The sequence below is a fragment of the Herbaspirillum sp. Her3 genome, from assembly GCF_057961275.1.
In genome coordinates, this window is sequence record NZ_CM176328.1 from 5,016,782 (window position 1) to 5,030,879 (window position 14,098).

The 14,098-nt window shown below is 64.5% G+C and carries 15 protein-coding genes; 10 read left to right on the top strand and 5 right to left on the bottom strand.

The annotated features are described in order from the left end of the window. Positions 1-115 precede the first annotated feature (115 nt). Both ACVC5H_RS22820 and ACVC5H_RS22825 read left to right on the top strand, forming a co-directional pair. Complete coding sequence (locus tag ACVC5H_RS22820) at positions 116-1,069, top strand: 2-hydroxyacid dehydrogenase (RefSeq protein WP_489619998.1); 954 nt, start codon at positions 116-118, stop codon at positions 1,067-1,069. 68 nt (positions 1,070-1,137) lie between these two features. Further along, the gene (locus ACVC5H_RS22825; RefSeq protein WP_489619999.1) at positions 1,138-2,058 is read left to right on the top strand and encodes a LysR family transcriptional regulator; all 921 of its coding nucleotides are present in this window, start codon (positions 1,138-1,140) and stop codon (positions 2,056-2,058) included. Positions 2,059-2,060: 2 nt separating this feature from the next. Here ACVC5H_RS22825 and mntP read toward each other — a convergent pair whose 3' ends face one another. Beyond that, complete coding sequence (gene mntP / locus ACVC5H_RS22830; protein WP_489620000.1) at positions 2,061-2,642, bottom strand: manganese efflux pump MntP; 582 nt, start codon at positions 2,640-2,642, stop codon at positions 2,061-2,063. 316 nt (positions 2,643-2,958) lie between these two features. Next, on the bottom strand, positions 2,959-3,900 hold the full coding sequence (locus ACVC5H_RS22835; protein WP_489620001.1) for a cation diffusion facilitator family transporter: 942 nt from the start codon (positions 3,898-3,900) through the stop codon (positions 2,959-2,961). 283 nt (positions 3,901-4,183) lie between these two features. Here ACVC5H_RS22835 and ACVC5H_RS22840 point away from each other — a divergent pair, with 283 nt between their 5' ends. Then, positions 4,184-5,821: a flagellar assembly protein A gene (locus tag ACVC5H_RS22840; protein WP_489620002.1), complete on the top strand. Its 1,638-nt coding sequence runs from the start codon at positions 4,184-4,186 to the stop codon at positions 5,819-5,821. A gap of 106 nt (positions 5,822-5,927) precedes the next feature. Continuing rightward, positions 5,928-6,326, top strand: a complete 399-nt coding sequence (locus tag ACVC5H_RS22845; protein WP_489620003.1) for a hypothetical protein — start codon at positions 5,928-5,930, stop codon at positions 6,324-6,326. Positions 6,327-6,347: 21 nt separating this feature from the next. Here ACVC5H_RS22845 and ACVC5H_RS22850 read toward each other — a convergent pair whose 3' ends face one another. After that, the gene (locus tag ACVC5H_RS22850; RefSeq protein WP_489620004.1) at positions 6,348-7,196 is read right to left on the bottom strand and encodes a LysR family transcriptional regulator; all 849 of its coding nucleotides are present in this window, start codon (positions 7,194-7,196) and stop codon (positions 6,348-6,350) included. Between the two features lie 129 nt (positions 7,197-7,325). Between ACVC5H_RS22850 and ACVC5H_RS22855 the strand changes: the two genes are divergently transcribed. The 5 genes from ACVC5H_RS22855 to ACVC5H_RS22875 all read left to right on the top strand — a co-directional run bounded on the left by ACVC5H_RS22855 (position 7,326) and on the right by ACVC5H_RS22875 (position 10,838). After that, complete coding sequence (locus ACVC5H_RS22855) at positions 7,326-8,339, top strand: bile acid:sodium symporter family protein (RefSeq protein ID WP_489620005.1); 1,014 nt, start codon at positions 7,326-7,328, stop codon at positions 8,337-8,339. Positions 8,340-8,465: 126 nt separating this feature from the next. Next, positions 8,466-8,837, top strand: coding sequence for a VOC family protein (locus tag ACVC5H_RS22860; RefSeq protein WP_489620006.1), 372 nt, complete (start codon positions 8,466-8,468; stop codon positions 8,835-8,837). 116 nt (positions 8,838-8,953) lie between these two features. Next, positions 8,954-9,685 (top strand): helix-turn-helix transcriptional regulator, encoded by a 732-nt coding sequence (locus ACVC5H_RS22865; RefSeq protein WP_489620007.1) that lies wholly within the window; start codon positions 8,954-8,956, stop codon positions 9,683-9,685. Between the two features lie 108 nt (positions 9,686-9,793). Then, positions 9,794-10,201, top strand: coding sequence for a DUF2325 domain-containing protein (locus ACVC5H_RS22870; protein WP_489620008.1), 408 nt, complete (start codon positions 9,794-9,796; stop codon positions 10,199-10,201). 115 nt (positions 10,202-10,316) lie between these two features. Further along, positions 10,317-10,838 carry a hypothetical protein gene (locus ACVC5H_RS22875; protein ID WP_489620009.1) on the top strand — a complete coding sequence of 174 codons (522 nt, stop codon included), beginning with the start codon at positions 10,317-10,319 and terminating at the stop codon, positions 10,836-10,838. Between the two features lie 47 nt (positions 10,839-10,885). Here the strand turns inward: ACVC5H_RS22875 and ACVC5H_RS22880 are convergent, their stop codons facing one another. Both ACVC5H_RS22880 and ACVC5H_RS22885 read right to left on the bottom strand, forming a co-directional pair. After that, entirely contained in the window at positions 10,886-12,454 is a 1,569-nt protein-coding gene (locus tag ACVC5H_RS22880; protein ID WP_489620010.1) for a methyltransferase regulatory domain-containing protein, read from the bottom strand. 54 nt (positions 12,455-12,508) lie between these two features. Further along, complete coding sequence (locus tag ACVC5H_RS22885) at positions 12,509-12,961, bottom strand: nucleotide pyrophosphohydrolase (RefSeq protein ID WP_489620011.1); 453 nt, start codon at positions 12,959-12,961, stop codon at positions 12,509-12,511. Positions 12,962-13,120: 159 nt separating this feature from the next. On the opposite strand from ACVC5H_RS22885, the gene ACVC5H_RS22890 reads away from it, so the two are divergent. Next, complete coding sequence (locus ACVC5H_RS22890; protein WP_489620012.1) at positions 13,121-13,714, top strand: attG domain containing protein; 594 nt, start codon at positions 13,121-13,123, stop codon at positions 13,712-13,714. Positions 13,715-14,098 lie beyond the last annotated feature (384 nt).

Here is a 14,098-nt window from a genome sequence, read left to right on the forward strand (position 1 = left end):
ATACCTCATCAGCCACCATTTCCTGTATCAGTTGATAGCCTTTTCGGATTGGACGCGCTGCCGGAATCCCCGCATCATGCGCCGGCATTGCCACCGAACGAGAAGGAGTCTCCCCATGAAACGCCACGTGCTGCAGCTCAACCCCATCCTGGTCCCGGCCATCAATGACAAGCTGGACAGCCTCTACCACATGCATCGCCTGTTCGAGCAGGACGACAAGGAGGCCTACATTGCAAGCCATGGCGCCGTCATCGAAGGCGTCATTACCGGGGGCCACACCGGCATCAGCAATGCGCTCATGGATCGCCTGCCGGCCCTGAAAGTGGTGGCGGTCAATGGGGTCGGCACCGATGCGGTGGACCTGAATCATGCGCGCAGCAAGGGCCTGCCAGTCACCGGCACCTTCGGCGCACTGACCGAGGACGTGGCCGATCTGGCGCTGGGCCTGATGCTGGCGGTGAGCCGCCAGATCTGCCCGGGCCATGCCTTCGTGCAGCGTGGCGACTGGGTACGCCATCCTTCGCCTGCGGCCATCCCGCTGTCGCGCCGCCTGAGCGGCAAGCGCGTGGGCATCGTCGGCATGGGCAAGGTGGGTCGCGCCATCGCCCAGCGCGCCGCAGCCTTCGGCTGCCCCATCGCCTATACCGATCTGCGCGCCATGGACGAGCTGTCCTACCGCTTTGTGCCTGAACTGCTGCAACTGGCGCGCGACAGCGACGTGCTGGTGTTGGCCGCTGCGGCCGACAAGGCGCAGGGTATCGTCAATGCTGGCGTGCTCGATGCGCTGGGGCGTGAAGGCATTCTCATCAACATCGCCCGCGGCAAGCTGGTGGTGGAAGAAGATCTGGTGGATGCCCTGCAGCGTGGCGTGATTGCCGGCGCAGGACTGGATGTGTTCGTGGACGAACCGAATGTGCCGGCAGCCTTGCTGCAGATGGACCAGGTGGTGCTGCAGGCACATCGTGCCAGCGCCACCGTGGAATCGCGCACGGCCATGGGCGAGATGGTGCTGGCCAGCCTGGCCCAGGGCCTGGCCGGACAGCGTCCCGAGGGCAGCCTCACCACCTGAACCCGCCCACTGCCGCGCGGGGGAGGTCATGCCTATAATGCAGACGCTCCCCTTACCGGCGAATCCCCATGCTCGATCTGGCTCAAGTCCGTTGTTTCGTGGTCGCTGCGACCGAACTCAATTTCCGCCGTGCGGCAGCGCTGCTGAACATGACCCAGCCGCCCCTGTCGCGGCAGATCCATCTGCTGGAGCACAAGCTGGGCGTGCAGTTGTTTGAACGGGTCGGACGCACCGTGCGCCTGACCACCGAAGGGCGTGTCTTCCTGGCCGACGCTTCGCGCCTGCTGCAATTGTCGGAACAGGCCGAGAGCACGGTGCGGCGCGCCAGCCAGGGCAAGACCGGGCGCGTGCGGGTCGGCTTCACCGGGGCGGCCGGCTATGAGCTGATTCCGGAGCTGCTGATGCAGGCGCGCAAGACGCTGCCCGAGATCGACGTGGTGCTGTTCGAGCTGATTTCAGTCGCACAACTGGACGCCTTCAGCGCCAACACCATCGACATCGGTTTCCTGCGGCCGGTACCGTCGCGCCAGCCGCTGGAATTGCAACTGGTGGATGACGAACCGCTGGTGCTGGCGATGCCCCAGGGCCATGCGCTGGCCGCATACGAGCGTATCGCCACGACCCAGCTCGATGGCCAGCCGTTCATCATGCATTCGCCCACGCATGGAAAGTACTTCTACGAGCGCATCATGGCCATGCTGGGCGCGGCAGACGTCAAACCGGATTTCACCCAGTACATCGACCAGAGCCCGACCATTCTCTCGCTGGTGCGTGCTGGGCTGGGCGTGGGCATCCTGCCGGCCTCGGCCCAGCGCTTCCATTACGATCGGGTGCAATTCCGCCCGCTGGCCGGCGAGGTGCCGCGCGCCGAGATGGGCATGGCCTGGCGGCCCGACCAGGACAATCCGGCGGTCACGGCCTTTCGCCTGATGGCCGCCGATTACTGTGCCACGCGCGCAACCGCGCTGCGCCACGCCGCGTCACACTGAGTTCAGCCGCCCGCGCGACTGAGGTGCTCAACCAGGATCGCCGCCCCCACGCCAATCAACACCACCCCGCCGATGATCTCGGCGCGCTTGCCGATCAGATGGCCCAGCACGCGGCCGACCATCACGCCGATGGTGACCATGGTGGTGGTGGCCAGGCCGATCAGCAGGGAGGCTTCGAGGATGTTGACGTCGATGAAGGCCAGGCCCACGCCCACGGCCATGGCGTCGATGCTGGTGGCCACGGCCGTCAGGGCCAGCATGAGCACGGATTGTTTTTGCGGGGTGGCACCGGCGTCTTCTTCCTCATCGTCGTCGCTGAGACCTTCGCGGATCATGCGCACGCCCAGTATCAGCAACAGCACGAAGGCAATCCAGTGGTCCCATTCGGAGACCCACTTGGTCGCCACGGAGCCGGCGAACCAGCCGATCAGCGGAGTGATGGCCTCGATCACGCCGAACAGGAGGCCGATGCGCAGCGCCTGCAGGAAGCGCGGTTTCTGCATGGCGGCACCCTTGCCGATGGCTGCCGCAAAGGCGTCAGTGGACATCGCAAGCGCGAGGAGAAGGAGAGCGGGGAAATTCATGAACGGGGTTCCTTGGCCGGGCGAAGTCCATGGACGTGCCTGCGCGCCCAGCCTGGCCGCAGGATACGTCTATGGTCTCGCCTACCTGGATGGCTACCCGCGCCACGGCATCGATGCTGCCGAGAATGTTGACACGGGCTCTTCCGGACGACCCGGAAGCTGGCTACTCCCCAAAGAGAAGCCGCGATTTTAAACGAAGACGGCCGGGCTAGACAAGTTGTCGTGCGGTCTTCGTCGGAATGACGATACACGCTGCCGAATGCATCGTGACTTCTACATATCGACGACACGTCTTGGCATATCGACGTATCGGAAATCAGTCTGCCCCCGCACCATGCCCCACCGGATCCACATGCGTCATCACATCCAGCACTGGATGCGCCGCCAGCACCCGCCTGCGTGCATCGGTGGCGATCGCATGCCCCTCGGTGACGGTAAGGCCGCCGTCGATTTCCAGGTGCACATCCACCAGCGTGAGGTCGCCCATGCGCCGCGTGCGCAGGTCGTGCAGGCCCTGCACGCCGGGCGTGGACAGGATGGTGGCGCGGATGGCCTGTGCTTCTTCGGCCGAGACGGCGCGGTCCATCAGGTCGTGCAAGGCGCTCCAGAAAAATCCCCAGCCCGTGCGCACCACCATCAAGCCCACCACCGCCGCCGCTACCGGATCCAGCAACGTGAACCCGGCCAGGCTACCGACGATACCCAGCGCCACCACCAAAGACGATGCGGCATCCGACCGTGCATGCCAGGCATTGGCGACCAGCATGCTGGAGCGCACCCGCTCGGCGATGCGCAGCATGTAGCGAAACAGCAGCTCCTTGGCCAGTAGCGCTGTCAAGGCAACCCACAAGGCAGCAACGTGCACCGGCGGCGTGTGGCCATAGTGCTGGATCTTCTGCGCGGCCGAGACCAGCATGCCCAGGCCTACCGCCAGCAGCAGCGCACCCAGCGCGAGCGAGGCCGCCGTTTCGTAACGCTGGTGACCATATTGATGATCGTCGTCGGCCTGCTTGCGGCTGTGATGGCCCGCCAGCAGCACCACGAAATCGGAAATGAGATCCGACAACGAATGGATGCCGTCGGCAATGAGCGCCTGCGAACCGGAGAACACGCCGGCCGTGACCTGCAGCATCACCAGCGCAATGTTGACCGCGATGCTCACCAGGGTACTGGTGCGGCCAGCCCGATAGCGGGCGGCACTCAGGGCATCATCGCGGGGATCTTCCCCCTTGAAGTCTTCTATTTGGGTACTTAACATAAAACCAACGATAAGAGCCTAATCTAGAGCCAAAATTGGCAAAACTTGTGCTATCGACCAAATTACTGGATCATCTTGCCACATTACAATGTCATCCGTATTGCGTCAGGGGGACGGTCGCCCGCTTTTTGCCGGTGCGGCATGCAACGCGCCGGATCACGGGCAGTACCGCCACTGCACAACACGACATCACAGCGTCCCTGGCGGGCTGCGCCCCTGGCTGCAGCCATGACACGCCAGTGATCCAGGACAGACCCGGTGCAGCCTTACATCGAGGAACAGCATGAACCAAGCAACCCCGCAACCGCTGTCGTTTGCGTTCGACAGGGCCAGCGGCGAACTGAGCGCCACCTGGCAGCCCGTGCAGGGCTTTCCGCCGCTCACGCTGGCCTTCCTGAAACAGGCCATGAGCGACCATGGACTGACGAAACTGTTTTTCCAGGATTCGGTGCTCAACGCCTTCGTGCGCAAGGCCGAGGATGCCAAGGAGCCGGTCACGCAGGTCATCGCCGAGCGCCGCGATGGCGAGTTCTCGCTGGACGTGGCCGATGACCTGATGACAGCCTCGCTGACCCTGGTGCCGCCCTACGGCGGCCGTGCCAAGAGCGTGGAAGTGGTCAATGCCATCCGCGCGGCCGGCATCACCTACGGCATCCTGCATGAGCAGTTGCGCGGGGCGCTGTCGGCCGGCTTCTGCAACAAGCTGGTGGTGGCGCAAGGCCTCATGCCCACGCCTGCCGAGCCGGCCCGTTTCGAGAGCCTGCTGGAAGAAAAGGAAGAAGAACTGGCCGACATCGAGGAAGATGCCGTGGTCTCCTACGCCGACATGGGCCACATCCTGCTGGTGAAGGTGGGCGATCCGCTGATGCGGCGCATTCCGCCCGTACCGGGCCAGGACGGCATCGATATCCGGGGCGGCAAGGTACCCGCGCGGCCGATTGCCGACGTACCCTTCGCCAAGGAATGCATCGGCGCCGAGCCCAGCGAGGAAGATCCCAACCTGCTGGTGGCCATCGTGCCGGGCCAGCCCACGGTCATCAAGAATGGCGTGAAGGTCAATCCGGTACTGGATGTGGAAAACGTCGACCTGTCCACCGGCAACCTCAGCTTTGAAGGTACGGTGCGGGTCTCCGGGGACGTGCTCACCGGCATGAAGATGAACGTGGGCGGCGACGTGGTGGTCAACGGCACCGTGGAAGCGGCCGAGATCGTGGCCGGCGGCAGCGTCACGGTCAAGGGCGGCGTGATCGGCCACAGCGAAGGCGTGACCGCACAGGCTGGCACCACGGCGATTGCCTCGCGCATCAGTTCGCAGAAATCGGTGCAGGTGATGTTTGCCGAGAGCGCCCACATCGAAGCGGCCGAAGACATCCTGGTGCTGGGCAACGCCCGCCACTGCGAGCTGCTGGCCGGCAACGAGATCACGGTGGGCAAGGGCAATCCACGTACCGGCCACATCATCGGCGGACGCGTGGAAGCCACCAACATCATCCGCGCCAACGTCATCGGCGCACCCACCACTACGCATACGCGCATCCAGGTCGGGCTGGATCCGTACCTGGAAGAGAAGATCGCCATCAAGGAACAGGAATACACCCGCAAGGTGGCCGAGCTGGACCGGACCATCAAGCAGCAGAGCTACTACAAGCTCAACCCCGAGAAGGCCACGCCGGAACTGCTGCACGAGACCAGCGACAAGCGCAAGGCGCTGGCCTACGAGGTCAAGGTGCTGCTGGAAGAAGTGAGCCAGATGAAGGAAGGCATGGTCGCCGCCGAAGACGCCCGCATCATCGTGGCCAAGGCCGTGCATGAAGGCACCGAGCTGCGCATCGGGCATGAAGTGTGGCCGGTGCAATCCGACCTCAGCGGCGGTATCGCACAGCTGTTCGAAGGCGATATCCGCTACAACCCGAAGAAGTAACGCTGCCCGCGTCTTCCCTGCCGGCCTGTGGATAAATCATTTATATCGTTTGCCTTCGACTTGCCCACAGGCCGCCGCAGGTCCACGCACTGAACCCCCTCCAGCCATGCAAGATCTGCTTCCCCATCCGGACCTGGCGCAATTGCGCGCCCTCGCCGCCCAGAGCGCGGCCATCACGCAGGACTGCAATTGCCGTGCGGCCGACAGCCGTGGCTGGATAAGCCTGCCCCTGTCACTGCCGGAAACACAGCTGGTGGACGTGGCGACCCTGATCGCCGATCCCTACGACGAGCCGACCTTTACCGAATACCATCCCGAGGGCACGCGCTATGCCTCCCCCGAGGCACCCATCGCGCCGGCCTGGTATCCCTACAACCGCTGCAACATCGCGCGCTGCACGCAATGCGGGCGCCACTACCTGCGCTACATGGAAGCCGGCGGTTACTTCGTGGACCGGCGCATCCGTTCGCTGGACCAGCCGGCGCTGATCGTCGAGGCGGCCTGACACCCGCTCCCGGTGCGCCGTTCAGCCCCGGCTCAGGCGGCTGGCCATGAGGATCTGGTACAGCGTATCGGCCGGGCGCGACAGGCGCCGGGCCGTCAGGGCCACATATTCCACATCCGGCAGGCGCGGCAAGGCCGCGTGATTCAACGGCACCACCAGGTCGCGTGAGGACAGGTGCTGCGGCAAGGCCGCCAGCCCCAGGCCGCCGCGCGCGGCGGCCATGCAGCCGGCGTGGCTGCCGCTGGTGCAGACGATGCGCCAGTGATACCCGGACTTGCCCAGCGCCTGCAGGGTGGCCGCGCGCGTGATGCTGGGTTCGGGCAAGAGGATCAGCGGCAGCGGTTCGGTCAGGTCAACCAGAGTATCCGGACGGGTGAGCCACTGCATTGGTGTGGAAAACATGCTGTGCCCGCGCGATTCGCCCGCGCGGCGCTTGCCGACCAGCAGATCCAGCTTGCCCTGGTCGAGCGAGGCATAGAGGTCGCTGGTCAGGCCGATGGTGATTTCCAGTTCGACTTCCGGATGCTGGCTGCGAAAGGCCGCCAGCATGTCCGGCAGTGGCCCCATGGCCAGGTCGTCGGAGGTGCCGAAGCGCACCCGGCCGCGCAGGCGCGGGGCGCTGAACTGGGCTTCAGCGCGGGCATGGGCCTGCAGGATCAGGCGCGCGTGCACCAGCAGGCTCTCGCCATCGGCGGTCAGCGCCAGGGAATGCGTGTCGCGCACGAACAGGCGCCGGCCCAGGCTGTCTTCCAGACGCCGGATGTGGTCGCTGACGGTAGATTGGGTCAGCCCCAGTTGCCGCCCGGCCTCGGTGAAACTGGCCGAGGTGGCGGCGGTGGCAAAGGTCTGGAGCCAGGTGGGGTTGAGCATATTGACATTATCATCGGCATTTCCGATGACAGTCAACGTGATCAAAGGGGTTCCCGATGGCAGCTGGGTTTCCTATCATGAGGGCAAACCCGAACAGTCCCTCCACTCCATTACTTCCGAGAGCGCGCCATGAACCGCTTCCTCCCTGATCGTTTCACCCAGTTGCTCGTCGGCACCGTGTTGCTGGCGACCTTCTTCCCGGCCACTGGCAGCTTCGAGCACTTCATGCACATCGCCAGCAATGCAGCCATCTCGCTGCTGTTCTTCCTGCACGGCGCCAAGCTCTCGCGCGAGGCTGCCCTGTCGGGCCTCAAGCAACCGCGCCTGCACCTGCTCACGCTGGCCTCGACCTTCATCCTGTTCCCGCTGCTGGGTCTGGCTCTCAAGAGCGCCGTGCCCGACCTGCTGACGCCGCAGCTGTGGATGGGCGTGCTGTTCGTCTGCACGCTCTCCTCCACCGTGCAGTCGTCCATCGGCTTTACCTCCATTGCACGCGGCAACGTGCCGGCCGCGATCTGCGGGGCGACCGCTTCCAACCTGCTGGGTATCGTCATCACTCCGCTCTTGGTGACGCTGCTGCTGCATCGCCATCACGAAGCCAACGGCATGTCGCAGGTACTGAGCATCCTGTTGCAGCTGCTGCTGCCCTTCGTGCTGGGCAACCTGATGCGCCCGTGGATCGGCGCCTGGATCAATCGCCACAAGGTCATCGTCAACGTGGTTGATCGCGGCGGCATCCTGCTGTCGGTCTATGCCGCCTTCAGCGTGGCGGTGGCGCAAGGCGTGTGGCACCTGTTCCCGCCGGGCCAGCTGGCCTTGCTGGTGCTGGTCAATGCGGTACTGCTGGGCAGCGTGCTGCTGGTGACCACCTTCGGCGCACGCGCCCTGAAGATGCCACGCGGCGATGAAATCGTGCTGGTCTTCTGCGGTTCCAAGAAGTCGCTGGCCTCGGGCATTCCCATTGCCTCGGTGCTGTTTGCCGGTAGCGGTGCGGCCGTGGTGTTGCTGCCCATCATGCTGTTCCACCAGATGCAGCTGATGCTGTGTGCGGTGCTGGCGCGGCGCTATGCCGCACGCCAGGACAGCGAGGAAGCAGGCGCGAGCAGTGCGCAGGAAGGTGTGCCGGCTACGGCAGCCCGCTGAAATCTTCCCTGTTCTTGCCGAGGTGCGAGGGCTACTGACAGAACGTTGTCAGTAGCCCTCGCGCATGATGCGTTCCATGCCACACGGCATAGACAACGCTTCACTCACAAGACAAGGAAGAACACCATGCAAACCCAAGTCAACTGGTTCGAGATCGCCACCAAGGATCTGCAACGCGCCACCCGCTTCTACGAAACCGTCTTCGCCACCCAGTTGCGCCAGGAGCAGATGTCAGAGGAGGGCCCGATGGCCATCTTCGTGCGCGACGACGGCCAGTCCATCGGCTGCCTGACTGGCCCGGGCTGGCTGGAGCCGACGCGCCAGGGTACGCTGATCTACCTCGATGCCGGTCCTTCGATCCAGGCCGTGCTGGACCGCGTGAAGGCGGCCGGCGGCGAAGTCACCATGGAACGCTTCCAGCTGCCCAACGATATCGGCTACATCGCCCAGTTCATCGACAGCGAGGGCAACCGCCTGGCCCTGCACGCGATGCACTGAGCGCCGGCCCGCCTGGCGAGCGCCATGCCGGCATCTTGCACAGCAGCATCGAAGTCTGTGGCGGGCGGGCATGTTGCGTGCCAGAATGGCGCGCATCATTTTTTCGTCTGCCTGCCATGCGCCGAGCCGATCGCCTGTTCCAGATCACCCAGTACCTGCGCGGCCGCCGTCTCACCACGGCGCGCCAGCTGGCGCAATGGCTGTCGGTCTCGGAACGCACGGTCTACCGCGATATCCGCGACCTGTCGCTCTCGGGCGTGCCGGTCGACGGCGAAGCCGGGGTCGGCTATCGCATCAAGCCGGGCTATGACCTGCCACCGCTGATGTTCAACGCCGATGAAATCGACGCGCTGGTGATCGGCATGCGCATGGTGCAAGCCTGGGGTGGTCCGCAACTGGGCGCCTCGGCCGCCTCGGCGCTGGCCAAGGTGGTGCTGGCCCTGCCCAAGGAAAAACGCGATTTCGTCGAGGCCACGCCGCTCTTTGCGCCGGCCATGCATGACGACTGCGGCCAGGGCGAACGGCTCGAAGCGATCCGCCAGGCCATCGGCAGCCGTCACAAGCTGCTGCTGCACTACACCGATGCGCAGCAGCGCAGCAGCCAGCGCGTGGTGTGGCCGCTGGCGCTGGCTTTTTTCGGGGGCACCTGGCTGCTGGCCGCCTGGTGCGAAACGCGCGACGACTTCCGCTCCTTCCGCCTGGACCGGGTGCAACAGATGAGCGCGCAAGGACATTACCCGGACCGCAACGGCCGCCGCCTGCCGGACTTCGTGCGCGCCATGCAGCGCCAGGCGCGTACGCAGACCTCCACACCTTCCCCACCACCTGCGCAGCCGACCAGCGCCTGACCAGCCAGGGCCAGCGCAAACCGCATATGCTGCTGCGGATTGATTCGTTCGCAAGCCGTGGCCAAGCGTTTAGTCTGGGACCGTCACTCACTTCCCGCGAGTCCCGCCATGCGTCCTGCTGCTTCTGCTGCTGCCAACCCCATCGCCCTGTCTCTCGGTGACCGCTGTGTGCTCTGCGTCGGCGGGCTGACCGGCGCCCGCAATCACTACCGCGCCGAGATCGAGACCCGCGCCGGGCGCTTCCTGCATCACGACGGCGGACGCGAAGATAATCTGCATCGGCTCACGCCAATGCTGGCCGCTGCTGACATCGTGATCTGCGCGTCGGGCAACATCAGCCACAACGCCTATCACCTGGTCAAGAGCACCTGCAAGAAGCTGGGCAAGCCCTGCGTGCTGGTCAAAGGCACCGGCATTGCCTCCTTCCTCGATGGCCTGGGCCATCTGGCTACTGGCGACTCACCGCAGCAAGGCCGCTCGGCGCGTGGCGACCGGGTGTTGCGCGGCAAGCGCTAGGCAAAAAAGCGCTGCTGCTTGGAAAAAATCGCAAAAGCCCCCTACAATCGACTCCCCGGCGCGCCCTGCGTGCCGTACCGACAACATGCCAACACGGCAATTTCCGGGAGTTCGTTTGAACATCGCATCTCGCCTCTGCACCTGCCTGCGCCCGCGCTTGTCTGCGCTGGTGCTGACGCTGGCCAGTGTCGTGGCCGCCGCACCGTCGGCACAGGCTGCACCACAACCCAGCTTTGGCATCGAGATCGGCAATGCCCTGCTCTGCCTGAACCAGCTCAACAGCAAGTACTTCTTCGATTACCTGGTGGCCGCCTTCGGGCCGCCCTACAAGACCGAAGGCGGGGCCTACTGGTTCAGGGCCACCAATGTCTCGCTGTGGGGCGTGCAGGCCACCGACTTCCTGGTCAATGACAGCAACAGCCAGGCCGATTTCATCGGTGCCTACTTCAACGCCACGCCGGTCAAGCTGACCGACGCCATCAAGTCGGCGCTGGGCATCCGCTTCACGCCCGAGGACGACTCGGCCTATCCCGTGCGGCAGTCGCAGGCCGGCAGCAAGATCGTCTACAACGATACCAACGCCAAGATGTATTGCGCCAAGTCCAAGTACCTGGTGCCAGGACCCGAGCAGCCCTGATCCTCGCCCCCGCGGCAGGGCGGGCAGAAATGCGGTGGCGGTGAAGCTCAGGCCACCTGCAAGGCCCGCAGCAAGGGCAGCCGGGTGCGCGCGAAGAGCCGCGCCTGGGTGGCCAGTTCGGCCAGGTTGTCGTCCTCGTCTTCCAGGCGCACGCCATCGCGCACCAGCCGCTTGCCCTGGGCCGCGATATGCCGCCAGGCATGTGCCGGCCAGGCCTCCACATCGTCACCGCAGACCTCGCGCGCCAGCAGGAACAGCTGCTCGACCCGATCCACCTTCACACCGCCGCCGGTCAGGGGACTGACCAGATGGCTGACGTCGCCTTCCTGGCCATCGGGCAGCACCAGGGCTGCGCGTTGCAGCAGATACGCGTTCAGGTCGGAGGTACGGCGTGCGATCTGCGCCTGGGTGGCGGCATCGAGCTCGGGGGGAAGCGGTGCCGCGTGGCCGGTGCCGATCAGCATCAACGCCGAATCGATTACCTGCGACAGGTTCAGGTTGCGATGCGCCAGCGACGCGGCCAGATCGACCAGGGTATGCGGCTGGTAATCCGCAAGCGCTTGCAGGATCGGTTCGTAGATGAGGCGGTTGAGGGTGATCTCGGAGGCCACGTTCTGGATCGTCAGCGACACCTTGTCGGGCTCGGTCTGCAGCACCAGGCTTTGCAGCGCCAGTGCCTGCACGCGCTGGCGCTCGTCCAGCACCTGGCCGCCGCGGACCCAGTAATCGCGGCGGAAGGTCTGGTTGACCATGAAGTCGCGCGTGCTCTGGTACAGCACCGGGTCTTCGATCCCGGCCAGGCACTGGCGCTGCGCCGGGGTGAGATTGGCCATGTCGAGATGGTCGATGTAGTGCGCCGGGCAGGCGAATTCCAGACCCGCCTGTGAAAAGCGCCGGTGAATCTCGGCAAAGGGTTCGGCATGCCAGTCGCGGTTGAAGTATTCGTGCGCGAGATAGCTGCGCGACTGCTGCTGCAGGATCTTGAGACGGTCGCGCATGAAAGGATTGGCCTGGGCATACACCGGGTCGGTCTCGAACAGGCGCGTGGCGAACGCCAGGGCGGCCTCGATACGGGCCGCAGTCGGCAGGCCGCGCTCCTCGTTGCCGGCCAGTTGCGTGTGCTGCACCAGCAGGTCACGCAGCGGCATGAAGGCCGACCAGCCCGGCTGGGTGTTGTAGCTCACGTACAGCACGCCACCCGGCTTGAGTTTGCGGTCGATGAAATCCAGGATGAGGTCGCGATTGTCCTGCGAGACCCAGCTCCAGATGCCGTGCAGGGCGATGAAATCGAAGTCCGGCAGATCATCGCGCCGGCAGAAATGCGAGAAGCTGGAATCCTCCAGCTGCGCGCCGCTGCCGCTGGCCGCCGCCAGCTCCTGGGCAAAGGCCGCCTGGCGCGGATTGAAATCATTGCCCCACCATTGCGTGGTGGACGCTGCGGCATGGAAATTGGTCGACAGGCCCTGGCCGAAACCCAGCTCGCACGCGGTGTGGATGGGCGGCGCCTGCAGGCCGTGGAAGGCAAAGGCCAACGGCAGGCGTGCCGGATTCATGCCGGGGTAATAGCCGTAGGTATAGGGGATGTCGACGACGTAACCGTCATTCCAGTTGGTCAAGGCAGGCTCCGGGCAGCGAACATGAGGGGATGGCAAGCAAGGATAGGGCCAGGATCAGTGCGGACTGCCGCCGTTGTTGATGTCGTCCCCGGCTTGATCCGCAGGCGCAGCCGTGGACAGCGCATCATATTTGCGTGCGTTGCCGCGTGCCAACCCGACGGGATACTTGCGGCGATTCAGTTCCATTTTCTCCAGCACGGCGCTGCGCAGGTCCACGCCCGTGTGGTCGGCCAGCTGGATGAGGTAGACCAGCACGTCGGCCATCTCATGGCGGATGCCCTCGCGCGCCGCATCGTCCAGCTCATGGTCCGCGCCCGTAGGTAGCCACTGGAAATGCTCCACCAGTTCGGCCACTTCGACCGACAGGGCCATGGCCAGATTCTTGGGCGTATGAAAACGCTGCCAGTCGCGCTCGCTGCAAAAGCGGCGGATCAGATCCCGCAGTTCGTGCAGATCGGAAGGGGTGGGAGCAGCGGCCGGGGCATGGCCGGAGGAGGATGCTGTCATGGGCTTGGCGTCGATTCGATTGTTATCATGGGGCCTTGTTGTCGGCCAGGTACTTTATCACCAACCCACACAAACGCGGCACCACGCTTGATCTGCGACAGTTTGTATCCACAGGGAATGATGCACAATGTAGCGAAAGACACGACATTCATGACGAACATGCCGACACCTTTACGTTTCCCGCTGCGTCTTCTGTCCTGCGCCATGCTGGCCACGATCTTCCTGGTCGCTGGCTGTGACCGCCACATCGACAATGAGCTGGCCGCCCACGAAGCGGCGCAGACCACGCTGGGCGTGACACCCGCGCAATTCGCAGACCGCTTCAACAAGCGCCTGGCCGAGGTGCTCAAGGACATGCAGGTGGAAGAGCCCGAACACATGGCCCGTCTTTACATGCTGGACCCGTCGCGCCTGCATCCGGGCAAGTATGAATACGTGCTCGATACCATGGTTGGTCCGGCCCAGACCACGCTCATCGGCACGCTCAACAAGAAGGGCGAGTTGCGCAACGTGGGCGTGATGATGACCAGGAAGGTACCCGGCGCGCGCGACGAATTCCTGATCTGTGCGGCCAGCGCCGCGCGCAGCTTCATCTCCGGCGGAGAAGACAAGCTCCTGCCCCTGATTACCCGCCTCACCACGGTGGCCCTGGACAATCCCGGCCAGCGCATGACCGAGGTGGTGGCCGACCAATTGATCTCGGTAGAACTGGTACCGCAAGGCGTGTTGTTCCAGGTACAACCCCGCCAGTAAGCCAGCCCTGCCGATGATGCGCGGAAACAGTTTCCGCGCATCACTGCACCCCTGCCCTGCCCGACAGGAATGTTGCCCCTGTTGCCGGTTCATCCGTGTAAATGCCCGCCTTTTTAAAGGTTTGAAAGCGCGGGCCAGCGTTTAGATTCATGACATCGTGGTTGCCCTGTTGCGACGATCAAGCCGGACACAGGCTGACGGCGCAGCGCCATAGAGGACAGACCGCGAATCGCCTTACCGACTTGAAATTCCACGCCAGGCCCCACAAGGCCTGACTTGAAAACGGGGCTGCGGCGCTTGGGGACAAAGCACCGTGGCTTTCTTCAACAGCGGCACGGCCGTCGACTCGCAATGTCAGCGACGGTCAGGTAACGGGGGCAACAC

What these genes read in the sequence shown, in the direction of transcription:
- ACVC5H_RS22870 (WP_489620008.1), top strand. Translation starts at nt 9,794, where the DNA reads ATGCGTCCTGCTGCTTCTGCTGCTGCCAACCCCATCGCCCTGTCTCTC.
- ACVC5H_RS22835 (WP_489620001.1), bottom strand. Translation starts at nt 3,900, where the DNA reads ATGTTAAGTACCCAAATAGAAGACTTCAAGGGGGAAGATCCCCGCGAT.
- mntP (WP_489620000.1), bottom strand. Translation starts at nt 2,642, where the DNA reads ATGAATTTCCCCGCTCTCCTTCTCCTCGCGCTTGCGATGTCCACTGAC.
- ACVC5H_RS22885 (WP_489620011.1), bottom strand. Translation starts at nt 12,961, where the DNA reads ATGACAGCATCCTCCTCCGGCCATGCCCCGGCCGCTGCTCCCACCCCT.
- ACVC5H_RS22855 (WP_489620005.1), top strand. Translation starts at nt 7,326, where the DNA reads ATGAACCGCTTCCTCCCTGATCGTTTCACCCAGTTGCTCGTCGGCACC.
- ACVC5H_RS22845 (WP_489620003.1), top strand. Translation starts at nt 5,928, where the DNA reads ATGCAAGATCTGCTTCCCCATCCGGACCTGGCGCAATTGCGCGCCCTC.
- ACVC5H_RS22850 (WP_489620004.1), bottom strand. Translation starts at nt 7,196, where the DNA reads ATGCTCAACCCCACCTGGCTCCAGACCTTTGCCACCGCCGCCACCTCG.
- ACVC5H_RS22860 (WP_489620006.1), top strand. Translation starts at nt 8,466, where the DNA reads ATGCAAACCCAAGTCAACTGGTTCGAGATCGCCACCAAGGATCTGCAA.
- ACVC5H_RS22825 (WP_489619999.1), top strand. Translation starts at nt 1,138, where the DNA reads ATGCTCGATCTGGCTCAAGTCCGTTGTTTCGTGGTCGCTGCGACCGAA.
- ACVC5H_RS22890 (WP_489620012.1), top strand. Translation starts at nt 13,121, where the DNA reads ATGCCGACACCTTTACGTTTCCCGCTGCGTCTTCTGTCCTGCGCCATG.
- ACVC5H_RS22840 (WP_489620002.1), top strand. Translation starts at nt 4,184, where the DNA reads ATGAACCAAGCAACCCCGCAACCGCTGTCGTTTGCGTTCGACAGGGCC.
- ACVC5H_RS22820 (WP_489619998.1), top strand. Translation starts at nt 116, where the DNA reads ATGAAACGCCACGTGCTGCAGCTCAACCCCATCCTGGTCCCGGCCATC.
- ACVC5H_RS22865 (WP_489620007.1), top strand. Translation starts at nt 8,954, where the DNA reads ATGCGCCGAGCCGATCGCCTGTTCCAGATCACCCAGTACCTGCGCGGC.